The 13,112-nt window shown below is 54.3% G+C and carries 10 protein-coding genes; 9 read left to right on the top strand and 1 reads right to left on the bottom strand.

All coding sequences use genetic code 11. The annotated features are described in order from the left end of the window. Window positions 1–651 precede the first annotated feature (651 nt). From LK436_RS01835 to LK436_RS01810, 6 genes are all read left to right on the top strand, one after another. Complete coding sequence (locus LK436_RS01835; RefSeq protein WP_083794702.1) at window positions 652–1,008, top strand: TnpV protein; 357 nt, start codon at window positions 652–654, stop codon at window positions 1,006–1,008. 710 nt (window positions 1,009–1,718) lie between these two features. Then, a complete protein-coding gene (locus LK436_RS01830; RefSeq protein WP_416207816.1) occupies window positions 1,719–8,801 on the top strand; it encodes an SNF2-related protein in 7,083 nt (2,360 codons plus the stop codon). A gap of 1 nt (window position 8,802) precedes the next feature. Next, window positions 8,803–9,609: a DUF3849 domain-containing protein gene (locus tag LK436_RS01825; protein ID WP_044930269.1), complete on the top strand. Its 807-nt coding sequence runs from the start codon at window positions 8,803–8,805 to the stop codon at window positions 9,607–9,609. Next, on the top strand, window positions 9,606–9,950 hold the full coding sequence (locus LK436_RS01820; RefSeq protein WP_008394577.1) for a plasmid mobilization protein: 345 nt from the start codon (window positions 9,606–9,608) through the stop codon (window positions 9,948–9,950). The genes LK436_RS01825 and LK436_RS01820 overlap by 4 nt, the downstream gene beginning before the upstream one ends. A 152-nt stretch (window positions 9,951–10,102) precedes the next feature. Continuing rightward, window positions 10,103–10,408 carry a hypothetical protein gene (locus tag LK436_RS01815; RefSeq protein WP_008394575.1) on the top strand — a complete coding sequence of 102 codons (306 nt, stop codon included), beginning with the start codon at window positions 10,103–10,105 and terminating at the stop codon, window positions 10,406–10,408. Further along, window positions 10,405–10,716 (top strand): CD1845 family protein, encoded by a 312-nt coding sequence (locus LK436_RS01810; RefSeq protein ID WP_008394574.1) that lies wholly within the window; start codon window positions 10,405–10,407, stop codon window positions 10,714–10,716. Before LK436_RS01815 ends, LK436_RS01810 begins: the two co-directional genes overlap by 4 nt. Before the next feature lie 35 nt (window positions 10,717–10,751). Here LK436_RS01810 and LK436_RS01805 read toward each other — a convergent pair whose 3' ends face one another. Continuing rightward, complete coding sequence (locus tag LK436_RS01805; RefSeq protein ID WP_008394573.1) at window positions 10,752–10,991, bottom strand: helix-turn-helix domain-containing protein; 240 nt, start codon at window positions 10,989–10,991, stop codon at window positions 10,752–10,754. Window positions 10,992–11,111: 120 nt separating this feature from the next. On the opposite strand from LK436_RS01805, the gene LK436_RS01800 reads away from it, so the two are divergent. The 3 genes from LK436_RS01800 to LK436_RS01790 all read left to right on the top strand — a co-directional run bounded on the left by LK436_RS01800 (window position 11,112) and on the right by LK436_RS01790 (window position 13,103). Continuing rightward, the gene (locus LK436_RS01800) at window positions 11,112–11,549 is read left to right on the top strand and encodes a hypothetical protein (RefSeq protein WP_008394572.1); all 438 of its coding nucleotides are present in this window, start codon (window positions 11,112–11,114) and stop codon (window positions 11,547–11,549) included. Window positions 11,550–11,673: 124 nt separating this feature from the next. Next, complete coding sequence (locus tag LK436_RS01795) at window positions 11,674–12,267, top strand: type IV toxin-antitoxin system AbiEi family antitoxin domain-containing protein (protein WP_044930268.1); 594 nt, start codon at window positions 11,674–11,676, stop codon at window positions 12,265–12,267. Continuing rightward, entirely contained in the window at window positions 12,264–13,103 is an 840-nt protein-coding gene (locus tag LK436_RS01790; RefSeq protein ID WP_008394570.1) for a nucleotidyl transferase AbiEii/AbiGii toxin family protein, read from the top strand. Before LK436_RS01795 ends, LK436_RS01790 begins: the two co-directional genes overlap by 4 nt. Window positions 13,104–13,112 lie beyond the last annotated feature (9 nt).

Here is a 13,112-nt window from a genome sequence, read left to right as displayed (position 1 = left end):
TCCATGAACAGCTGATGATCTATGCTCAACGCCCGGACGCCACCGCCTGTGCGGAGTATGACCTATGGAACAAAAAAATGGGCCGGTATGTACGCCGTGGTTCCAAGGGCATCGCTTTGGTGGACGATTCCGGCGACAAACTTCATCTGCGCTATGTGTTCGATATTTCTGATACCGGAACCCGCGAACATTCCCGCACCCCCTGGCTATGGAAGATGGAGGAACCGTATCAGGAGCCTGTGTCTGCCATGCTGGAACGCACCTATGAGGTCAGCGGCGAGGACCTTGCCCAGCAGCTGGAGGCGGTGGCTCACAAGCTGGCAGGCGAATACTGGACCGAGCATCGTCAGGACTTTCTCTATATCGTTGACGATTCCTTTTTAGAAGAATATGATGAATTTAACATCGAAGCACAGTTTAAGGCAGCCGCCACCGTCAGCATCACCTATGCACTGATGTCCCGCTGCGGATTGGAGCCGGAACGCTATTTTTCCCACGAGGATTTTATGGCGATTTTTGACTTCAACACTCCTGCCACCATTGGGGCGCTGGGAACTGCGGTCAGCCAGATTAACCAGCAGGTGCTGCGGCAGATTGGCGTCACCATCCGAAACTATGAGCATGAGGCTATTCAAGAAAGGAGCAATCAACATGAAGAATCCTATGACCTACATCCAGAACGGAGATTATCAGATTCCCAACCTGAAACTGAGCGAACAGCCGGAGAAGCCCCTGGGCAAGTACGGCAGGATGCGGAAAGCGTATCTGAAGGAACACCGGCCCATCCTCTACAACCAGCTTCTGATGAGCGAGAAGCTGTACCCGCACCTCATCGAGATCGACGAGACCACACAGAGCCGTCTGGAACAGCTGATGCCCCAGCTGGCAGCGGCAGCGGGCGCGACGGAGCAGCTGAAAGCCAGCGACCCGATGAAGTGGGTGGGCCTGATGAACACCTGCAAGGCTCAGGCCGAGGAAATCCTGATGGCGGAACTTATCAACAGCTGAGTTTCTTCCTTTCCGAAAACGAACAAATCCGAATCATCGACGAAGCAGAGAATGTGAAAACATCCTCTGCTTTTTCTTTTGCCCAGGCTGACATCGACCATGTGCTGCGGCTGGGCGGTAATACGGACCGCCAGCGGGAACGCATTGTGGCGGCCTTTGAGAAGCAGAAGTCCACTGCCGAGATCGCAAGCACCCTGAAAAATCTGTATCACGGCGGCAACGGGATCGGCAGCGTCACCGCATGGTATGCCGAGGACGGTATCCGTCTTTCGCGTGGCAAGTCTGCCCGTTACGACAAGTCCGCCCAGACTATTTCCTGGGAGAGCGCCGCCGAGCGTATCGGTCAGCTTTTACAGGACGGTCAGTTTGTCTCCAATGTAGAACTGACCGAAGCGGCAGGCTATGAGCGCTCCCTCCTTGCAGAAAAGTTTTGGAACCTGTACCACGATTTCAGCGACGAAGCCAGAGATTCCGGGTATCTTGCCTGTCTGTCCGGTATTCAGAGAACCGGGTTCCCGGAAGAAACCGCATGGCTTGCCGAGCAGTTGAACCGCCCGGAGTTTCGCCAGACCCTTTCAGAAGAATACGCCGCCTTCTGGACGGCCTACCAGCAGGATCGGGATTTGCTGCGGTTCCACTACCACAAGCCCAGAGAGATTTGGGAAAGCCTGCAAGACCTGTCCCTTCCCCGCAGGACTTTTTCTTCTGAAATGCAGGATGTTCCATCGGTCAAGCAGTTCATCACCGAGGACGAGATCGACGCAGCCATGACCAGAGGAAGCAGTTTTGAGGGCGGTAAAGGCCGGATTTTCACCTTTTTCCAGGAACCCCATACAGACAAAGAAAAGGTGAATTTTCTCAAACATGAGTATGGTATTGGCGGCCACTCCCACGCCCTATCCGGCGCTGGGGGCAGCTGGGAAGATCACGACGGAAAAGGTCTGCGTTATAAAAAGGCTGGCTGCCCGGATGTGCATTTCACATGGGAGAAAGCTGCAAAGCGGATTACCGATCTAATCCAAAAGGGACGCTATCTCACCGAACAGGAACAGGCGCAGTATGACAAAATTCAGGCAGAAAAGGCCCTGGCCGAAGAAAATGCGATACAAGCTCAGCAGCCGGACCCGGTGATATGGGAATACAACGGGGTCAAGGAGCGTCACCCGGATGACCTGATTCTATATCAGATGGGCGATTTCTTCGAGATTTACGGCGAGGACGCCAAGGAAGCCGCTGCGGAACTGGACCTCAACCTCACGACCCGCGCCATCCCCGGCGGTGGCCGCGTGGAAATGTGCGGCTTTCCGGCAAACCGGCTGGAACAGGCTGTGGAACAGCTGCGGGATCAGCATGATGTGACTATTTCCGCTGTCCCGGAGGGTGGTCAGGAGCGTCAGGAATATTCCATGACCTCTGTTGACCATGAAGCCGAACAGGACATCAATGCCCATGAAGCGGAGTTTGGTGCCGACGGAACCAGGGTGTTCCAGACTGCGGAGCTGGCACCGGCCAAACCGACCCTCCGCGAATTGCATGAGCAGTACAAGCCCATTGTTCTTGACGCTGTTATGGAGGATGTGCCATACCGTAACGCCTGCGGTCACAGCGACCATGAAAATGCCGTGATCGAGGGTAACGCCGCCATCCGCCGTGCGGTTCTGGGCGCTGGCAACATGGAGCTGCTCCGGCTATATTCGGATATGCCGGAGTTTAGGCAACGCCTGCATCGGGAAGTCATCAACGAGAGTTACCCACGGCTCCATGAAATGCTGCGCCCTCTCTCGCAGGATGACATTGACGATGCCATCTGTGCATGGAACGGCAATCTTCAGAGCAAGCACGCCGTTGTCCGTTATATGGAGCAGCACGGACGGGAGAAAGACACCGCCGCATGGCTTGCCCATGAGTATAGCGGCAACGACAGCAAAAACCTGTTTGTCATCCGTGCCGGCAGTCCTGAAGGAATCGAACTGCCCTGGTCCAAGGTACAGCGCCGGATTGCCCAGCTTATCAAGGAGGATCGGTTCTACACCGAAGCGGAGCAGGACCGATTTGACAACATTGACCCCATCGCCATTCGAGAGGCCCTGGCTGAGCGCGGCATTGTGAACGGCCAGCTGGTGGACCCGGAAAAGCTGGACAGCTCCCCGTTCATTCAGCGGGTCATGGCGGAGGCGTCGGAGATCGCCGCTGACGAGACCGAGGCTGAGCGCACCCTTTCTGGTGAGGAATTGCAGCAGAAGCTGGACTTCCTGAACAGTGTGAAGGACCAGACCTCGCTGCCCGCCTATTTGAGCCTGAACGATGAACAGCGCCGGATCGTGGATGCCATCGCTGCGGCAGGATATATGTACGACACCTATTCCCCGGAACGGCAGGAAATTCGGTTCTCCGATCCTGATGGGACGGACTATCCCGTTGAGTTTCAGACCTGGGAGCAGGCATACGAGTGGATTGACAGCGTTCAATTCCGAGATGACCCCGAACTGCGGGATAAGGTGCAGGCCATCCTCCATCCTGGTCCCGTGACCCAGACCGATCTGGAGTACGCCCGGCAGAACCTCATTCCCGGAGAAACCACCTTTGCGCTGGACGGGCGCACCTTCCAGGTGAGCAAGCTGGAGCTGGACATCGGGCGGGTGGAACTGCAAGATGTAACTTTTGCAAACGCCACGGGCTTTCCCATCTTCCGGGTGGAGCCGATTTCGGTCATTCGCCAGCATCTGGAGCAAGAGCCGGAACCTGCACGGCCCAGCTTTACTACCGAGCCGGTGGCCGTCTATCCGGGCGACAAGAATCATCTGCCCTATGATGTAGCCATCCAGACCCTGCGTACCAATGAGCCGGAGCCAGAACCGTCCCGGCAGCCCGCGCCGGAGAACTTCCGCATTACGGATGACAACCTGGGTGCAGGCGGCCCGAAGGAAAAATTCTGGCGCAACATCAAGGCCATCGCCACGCTGAAACAGATCGAGCAGGAGAACCGCCACGCCACCCCGGAGGAACAGCACCTTCTCTCGCAGTATGTGGGCTGGGGCGGTCTAGCCGATGCCTTTGACCCGGAGAAGCCTGCATGGGCTGCGGAGTATGCCCAGCTGAAGGAACTGCTGACCCCGGAGGAATACGCCGCCGCCAGAGGTTCCACCCTCAACGCCCACTACACCAGCCCCACAGTGATCCGGGCCATCTATGAGGCCGTGGGCCGCATGGGATTTGAGACCGGGAACATCCTGGAGCCGTCTTGTGGCGTGGGCAACTTCTTCGGGATGCTGCCGGAGGAAATGCGAAACAGCCGTCTGTACGGCGTGGAGCTGGACACGGTTTCCGGGCGGATCGCCCAGCAGCTCTACCCCAAGGCCAACATCACTGTGGCCGGATTTGAGACCACTGACAGGCGGGACTTCTATGACCTTGCTGTCGGCAATGTTCCATTCGGTCAGTATCAGGTCAACGACAAAGCCTACAACAAGCTGGGCTTCAACATCCACAACTACTTTTTCGCCAAGGCGTTGGACCAAGTGCGTCCCGGCGGCGTGGTGGCCTTTGTTACCAGCCGCTATACGATGGATGCCAAGGATTCCGCCGTGCGCCGGTATCTTGCCCAGCGCGCCGAGCTGTTGGGGGCCATCCGTCTGCCCAATGACGCTTTCAAAAAGAACGCCGGTACGGAGGTCGTTTCGGACATCATTTTCCTGCAAAAGAGAGATCGGCCTCTGGATATTTCGCCGGAATGGACACAGACCGGCCAGACCGAGGACGGCTTTGCTATCAATCGCTACTTCCTGGACCATCCGGAGATGGTGCTGGGCCGCCCCACCGCTGAAAGCACCCAATACGGGAAACAGGACTACACGGTGATTCCTATTGAGGGGCTGGAACTGGCCGAGCAGCTGCACGATGCCGTGAAATACATTTGCGGCACTTATCAGGAGGCCGAGCTGCCGGAACTGGGCGAGGGAGAAGCCATCGACACCTCCATCCCCGCTGACCCCAATGTGAAAAACTACTCCTATACCGTGGTGGACGGCGCTGTGTACTTCCGGGAGAACAGCCGCATGGTGCGCCCGGAATTGAACGCCACCGCTGAAGCCCGTGTGAAAGGGCTGGTGGGACTGCGGGACTGTGTGCAGGAACTCATTGACCTTGAAATGGACGCTGCCACACCGGACAGCGCCATCCGGGAGAAACAGGCCGAGTTAAACCGGCTTTATGACAATTTCTCCGCCAAGTATGGGCTTATCAATGACCGGGCGAACCGGCTGGCCTTTTCCGACGATTCTTCCTACTATTTGCTCTGCGCACTGGAAGTCATTGACGAGGACGGCAGGCTGGAGCGCAAGGCGGATATGTTCACCAAGCGTACCATCCAGCCCCATGAGGCTGTGACCTCTGTGGATACTGCCAGCGAAGCCCTGGCCGTCTCCATTTCCGAAAAAGCCTGCGTGGATATGGCGTATATGGCGGAGCTGGCTGGTAAATCCCCGGAGGAACTGGCCGCTGAGCTGCAAGGCGTGATTTTCCGGGTGCCGGGACAGCTGGAACCGGACGGCACATCCCGTTATGTGACCGCCGATGAATACCTGTCTGGCAATGTGCGGCGCAAGCTACGGCAGGCACAGCGGGCAGCCCAGCAGGACCCCTCCTTTGCGGTCAATGTGGAAGCCCTCACCGCTGCCCAGCCCAAGGACCTAGATGCGTCGGAAATCGAGGTGCGTTTGGGCGCGACCTGGATTGACAAAGAGTACATCCAGCAGTTTATGTACGAAACCTTTGATACCCCGTTTTATATGCAGCGGAATATCCAGGTCAACTACACCCCGTTTACGGCGGAGTGGCAGATCACCGGCAAAAACAGCGTATCGGAAAACAATGTGGCGGCCTATACCACTTATGGAACCAGACGCGCCAACGCCTACAAGATTCTGGAGGAGTCCCTAAACCTGCGGGATGTCCGTATCTACGACACCATAGAGGACCCGGACGGCAAGGAGCGCCGGGTGCTGAATGCCAAAGAGACCACCCTGGCCGCCCAAAAGCAGCAGGCCATCCGGGACGCTTTCCGCGATTGGATTTGGAAAGACCCGGAGCGCCGTCAGGCTCTGGTGCATCAGTACAACGAGGAAATGAACAGCACAAGACCCCGCGAATACGACGGGTCACACATCACCTTTGGCGGTATGAACCCAGCTATCACCCTGCGGGACCACCAGCTGGGAGCTATCGCCCACATCCTCTACGGCGGGAATACGCTGTTGGCCCATGAGGTAGGCGCGGGCAAGACCTTTGAAATGGTAGCCGCCGCGATGGAAGCCAAACGCCTGGGGCTGTGCCAGAAATCTCTGTTTGCAGTTCCCAACCACCTGACCGAGCAGTGGGCATCGGAGTTTCTGAGGCTCTATCCCTCTGCCAATATTCTTGTCACCACCAAAAAAGACTTTGAGACCCACAACCGCAAGAAGTTCTGCGCTCGGATCGCCACCGGCGACTATGATGCCATCATCATGGGACACAGCCAGTTCGAGAAAATCCCCATCAGCCGGGAGCGTCAGGAACGGCTCCTCTATGAGCAGATCGACGAGATCACCGAGGGTATTGCCGAGGTGGAGGCCAGCGGCGGCGAGCATTTTACCGTTAAGCAGCTGGAGCGCACCCGAAAATCTCTGGAAGCCAGATTGGAAAAATTGCAGGCGGAGAGCCGTAAGGACGATGTGGTGACATTCGAGCAGCTGGGTGTGGACCGGCTGTTTGTGGACGAAGCACATTCGTACAAGAACTTGTTTTTATACACCAAGATGCGGAATGTGGCGGGCTTATCCACCTCGGACGCGCAGAAATCTTCCGATATGTTCGCCAAGTGCCGCTATATGGATGAACTGACCGGCAGCCGGGGCGTGGTCTTTGCCACCGGGACCCCGGTCAGCAACTCCATGACCGAGCTTTACACCATGCAGCGGTATCTCCAGTATGACCGCCTGCAAGAATTGAACATGACCCACTTCGACTGCTGGGCCAGCCGCTTCGGGGAGACCGTGACCGCTTTGGAACTGGCCCCGGAGGGAACCGGCTACCGGGCGCGCACCCGATTCTCCAAGTTTTTCAACCTGCCGGAGCTGATGAACCTGTTCAAAGAGGTGGCGGACATCAAGACCGCCGACCAGCTGAACCTGCCCACGCCGGAGGTGGAATACCACAACATCGTGGCCCAGCCTACCGAACACCAGAAAGAAATGGTGAAAGTTCTGTCCGAGCGCGCTTCCCAGGTCCACGACGGTTCTGTGGACCCAAGAGTGGACAATATGCTCAAAATCACCGGCGATGGCCGCAAGCTGGGGCTGGACCAGCGCATTATCAACCAGCTTCTGCCGGACGAACCGGGAACCAAGGTCAATCAGTGCGTGGACAATATCATGCAGATCTGGCGGGATGGGGACGCGGATAAGTTGACCCAGCTGGTGTTCTGCGATATTTCCACGCCCCAGGCGGCTCCACCCCAAAAGGCGGCGAAGCAGCTGGATAATCCTACCCTGCACGCGCTGGAAGATGCTATCCCGCTGGACAAGCCGGAGCCTGCCTTTACCATCTATGAGGACATCCGGCAAAAACTCATCGCCCAGGGGATGCCTGCCAACCAGATTGCCTTTATCCACGAAGCCAACACGGAGGTGCGGAAAAAAGAACTGTTTGCCAAGGTACGGACCGGGCAGGTGCGTGTTCTGCTGGGCAGCACCTCTAAAATGGGCGCTGGCACCAATGTGCAGGACCGCCTTGTGGCCCTCCATGACCTGGATTGTCCGTGGCGTCCGGGAGACCTTGCCCAGCGCAAGGGCCGCATCGAGCGCCAGGGCAACAAAAACCCTCTGGTCCATGTGTACCGCTATGTCACCGAGGGAACTTTTGATGCCTATTTATGGCAGACGGTGGAGAACAAGCAGAAATTCATCAGCCAGATCATGACCAGCAAAAGCCCGGTGCGCTCCTGTGATGATGTGGACGAAACGGCGCTGTCCTTTGCTGAGATCAAGGCCCTGTGCGCCGGAGACCCCCGTATCAAGGAGCGCATGGATTTGGATGTGGAGGTTGCCCGTCTGAAGCTGATGAAGGCCGACCACCAGAGCAAGCAGTACCGTCTGGAGGACCAGCTGCTGAAATACTTCCCCCAGGAAATCGAAAACAACAAGGGCTATATCAAAGGTTTCGAGAAAGATTTGGAGACACTTGCCGCCCATCCACACCCGGAGGATGGCTTTGCCGGGATGGAGGTGCGGGGCGATGTGCTGACGGATAAGGAAAACGCCGGAGCCGCCCTGCTGGACGCCTGCAAGGAGGTCAAGGATTCTGAGCCGGTGCGAATCGGCAGCTATCGGGGCTTTGCCATGTCGGTGGAATTTCAAGCGTGGAAACAGGAATATACGCTCCTGCTGAAAGGGGAAATGACCCACCGGGCGACCCTGGGCACAGACCCGCGCGGCAATCTCACCCGCATCGACAACGCCCTGGCACAAATGCCCCAGCGTCTGGAGGCCGTCCAAAATCAGCTGAACAACCTTTACCAGCAACAGGCCGCCGCCAAGGAGGAATTGAGCAAGCCATTCCTGTATGAAGATGATTTGCAGATTAAAACGGCCCGTCTGGTGGAACTGGATACCTTGCTGAACATCGGGGACAAAGGACATACCGCCCCGGAGACCGTGATGGCCAAGAGTGCGCGGCCCTCGGTGCTGGACAGCCTGAAACGCCCGGTGCCACCCCGCAGCCCTGAAAAGAAACCGAAGCAACATGAGGAGGTGCGATAACATGAACCCCAACGATCTGAATACGGCCCTCCATGAGAAGATGGCCGCTGAACAGGACCAATACCGGGACTGGCTGAAAAGCCAGCCTCCGGCAGAGGTTCTGGACCACGCCTATGAGTACACCGTCCGGGAGGACATTGTGATGGCGATGGAGGAACTGGAACTGAGCGACGCCCAGGCCCAGGCGCTTTTGGATTCCCCCACGCCGCTGGCGGATGTGTACCGCTATTTTGAAAAACTGGAAACCGGCTACATGGATGTGATCCGGGACAGCATTGAGAACCGTGCCGATGATGTGTGCAGGGCGCAGGAAGAATTACGAACTGCCCCTCTCTATCCCCATTCTGCCGCCTATGCGTCCGAGCATGGAGAGATGGCACAGTATAACCGTTCTTATCAGGCAAACAGCGCCTGCAAAGAAGCCATTGAACAGGCTATCAGCGCTCACTATGCAGAGAACCGGCTGGATACGGAGGCGGCGGTCAAAGATGTGCTGGAAAAGTTCGGGACGGAACGGGTACAGTTTATTCTTGCCAACACCATCCAGCACAAGAACCATGACGGGCGTATCTCTCAGGACAATAAAGCCTGGGCGAAAACCATTCCCATGCCGGAGGACAGCGGCGCTTCCCGCCACTGTGCCTATCTGGTTGTGGATGGGGTCAATCCCGGTCTGACCGATCTGTTTACCAGGCAGGCCAGAAAAACCATGCAGGAACAGCAGAAAAGCTCTGTCCTGCAAAAGCTCAGGCAGGAATCGCCTGCCCGCAAGCCTGCCGTCCCGAAGAAACGGGAGCCGGAGCGATGAGCAGCCCCAGGCGCAAGCGGGATGTACCGGTCCTGTTTTGGGTTTCCGCTGCGGAGATGGATGCGATCCAGAAGAAAATGGCGCAGTTTGGGACAAAAAACCTGAGCGCCTATCTGCGGAAAATGGCTGTGGACGGCTATGTGGTGCAGCTGGATTTGCCGGAACTGAAAGAACTGGTGTCTCTCATGCGCTATTCCAGCAATAACCTAAACCAGCTGACCCGCAAGGTGCATGAAACCGGACGGGTTTACGATGCCGACCTGGAGGATATATCCCAGCGGCAGGAACAGCTATGGGAGGGGGTTAAGGAGATACTGGCCCAGCTCTCTAAACTGTCATAACCAGAACATTTACCCCATCTGCGGAGGGAGGAACGGCGTTTCTTCGCCGCGCCTTCCTCCGCTTTTTCTTTTTGCCCGTATCCTTGTCTTTTGGCTGCACCGGCAGGATAATATGAGTAGAAAATAGATTGCTGCAAAGGAGTTGAGGATAGATGAAAACCTTTGAAAAAGTGCTGGAGATCTTTCGGGATTATCTGGACTGTGATCTAGAGGAAGAAGTTCTCCCTTGCAGGAATGGGTATCTCCGCGTAACCTGGAATGGAGATTCCCGTTATTGTGTGGACGGACTTCTCAGCAGGACGCCGGATGAACTGTTTGAGGTGCTGCTTTCCGATTACAGCAGCTACGAGGTGATGAAGCGGACCAAAGGATGCCGGGAAGTAACGGAAGAAGATGAAAGGCAGGCAGAAATTCTCTGCCAGAGTTTTCGGGAACAATGGGAGGAGGAAGAATCATGAAGGCAATCGGGTTTATGCTGAAATTGCTGTTGAAGATTTTGGTGGCTCCGGTAATTCTGGCACTGACTTTATTTGTTTGGCTCTGTGCGGGGCTGGTGTATCTCTCCGGCTTGGTGCTGGGGCTTATCAGCACCTTCTTCGCCTTTTGTGGAGTGTTTATGTTGATTGTTGGTCCTCGTCAAAATGGGATCATCGCTCTGATATTAGCTTTTCTGATTTCTCCCTTTGGCTTGCCGATGGCTGCCATCTGGCTGCTGGGCAAGGTGCAGGACTTGAAATTTGCCATTCAAGATAGGGTGTATGGATAATATAAAAAACCTCCGACAAATTTCGTCGGAGGTTTTTATGGTTCCAGATTATCTTCCTGAAAAAGCGGCGATGCAAAAAAGGTATCTATCCCAATCCCCATTCCTTGGCACATCTCGTGAATGATTCGGAGTTTAACAGAATCATACGAGCAGTTGATGACATTTCCGATAGTAGATTTGGGAACGCCGCTTTTCATATACAGCTGATACTGTGTCATATTTCTTTCATCCAGTAATTCTAAAAGGCGTTTGCTTACCGCCTCGTTTAGCTTCATCTCATTCACCGCCCCTGTGACTATACTATATTTAGTATATGGGCAGTTTTGCTAAAATTAGTCCCTGTATCTGTACTAATCAAGTTGTTTGCAGTATGATGGTAATAGGGGTGCCATCGTATGAATGTAACATTTTGTGGCCATTCACAAATTACAAAAACAGATGATATTGCGGATTGGCTTCGCACAGTAACACAAAACCTGATTGAGCAAGGAGCAACAACTTTTTTTCTTGGAGGCTACGGGGAGTTTGACGGTTTGGCAGCATCCATTGTGCGGGAGCAAAAGAAAAAGTACCCACAAATTGAGCTGGTTCTTGTCCTGGCCTATCTCAACACCGGGAAAGACACTTCCGGTTACGACAGCACAGTGTACCCGCCGCTGGAAAATGTGCCGCGCCGTTTTGCGATTTCTCATAGGAACCGCTGGATGGTAGAATCCGCTGATGTAGTGGTGGCCTATGTCCTTCATGATTGGGGCGGTGCTGCCGCAACACTGCGGTGTGCCAAACAGAAAAAGAAACAGATTATTTTATATTGTGACGAAATAGGCAGCTGAGGTTGCCTATTCATATTTCCTAAACTGTTGAATGTTAAGCTGTCAGTAAAATTATGCCGAATTTTCATCACTTTACTTTTGGACTAATATCACTTATAATATTAGTGTGAAAGGAAGTGGTACGGTGGGACAATTTGAACAGCTGGATCAGTTGCTGGAAATACAGGATGGAATGCTGCGAACAGCTCAAGTAGTATCTGCTGGTATTTCCAAGCCTGTTTTTTATGATTATGTGCGTTCACGGAAATTGGATCGAGTTGCACATGGAATTTATCTTTCCAGGGATGCTTGGGTAGATGCCATGTATTTACTTCATATACGAGTTGAACAGGCAGTGTTTTCCCATGATACGGCCTTGTTTTTTCATGATTTGACAGATCGTGAACCAATGGAATATACCGTTACCGTTAAAACAGGCTACAATCCTACGAAACTAAAAGCTGAAGGTGTGCAGGTGTTTACCATTAAAGCAGAATTGCATGAGGTGGGTCTGACAACGGCTCAAACACCTTTTGGACATACGGTTCCTGTCTATGATATGGAGCGCACCATCTGCGATCTGCTCCGCAGCCGGAACAGCATGGAGATGCAGACTTTTCAAGGTGCGTTAAAGATGTATGCCAGAAGAAAAGATAAAGACCTGCGGACTTTGATGCGGTATGCCGGTATGTTCCGGGTAGAAAAACTGTTGCGGCAGTATTTGGAGGTGCTTTTATGATAAAAACAGCAAGGCAGCTAAAAGATTTGATTCGCAATCTCTCAAAGAAAAAATCAGCGGATGCCCAGCTCTTGATGCGAAACTATATGATGGAGCGTTTTCTGGAACGCATCTCCCTTTCTGAATATCGTGACAAATTTATTCTGAAAGGTGGTATGCTGGTAGCGGCTATGGTTGGTCTGGATGCCCGTTCCACGATGGACTTGGACGCTACTGTAAAAGGAGCCAACGTCAATGTGGAGGACATAGAGAATCTGATTTCCGCTATTGTGAGTGTCCCGCTTGACGATGGCGTAAAATTCCAGCTGAAAAGCATTTCAGAGATTATGGATGAGGCGGAATATCCGGGTATTCGCGTGAATATGACCACAACATTTGACGGTGTGGTAACACCTTTGAAGATCGACATTTCCACAGGAGATGCCATTACCCCCAGGGAGGTCCGATACTCTTTCAAGCTGATGCTGGAAGATCGCTCCATTGATATTTGGGCGTACAATCTGGAAACGGTTCTGGCCGAAAAGCTGGAAACGATCATTACCAGAACCACCACCAACACCCGCATGAGAGACTTCTATGACATTTATATTCTGGAACAGCTGCATGGGAACACATTGGACCCACAGATTCTCCATGATGCGCTGCGGGCCACTGCCCACAAACGCGGGACAGAACAACATCTTGCAGAAGCTGCCGAAGTTTTTGAAGAAGTGGAAAATAGTCCGGTGATGCAGAAACTTTGGGAATCGTACCGTAAAAAATTTTCCTATGCGGCAGATTTGGAGTGGAACATCATCATGGGGGCGGTCCGCAGTTTATATGCGCTCAGTGAATAGAAATCGAGC

The sequence above is a fragment of the Clostridium sp. M62/1 genome, from assembly GCF_020736365.1.
Classification (GTDB): Bacteria; Bacillota; Clostridia; order Lachnospirales; family Lachnospiraceae; genus Otoolea; species Otoolea saccharolyticum_A.
This window is presented reverse-complemented; position numbering and strand designations above follow the sequence as displayed.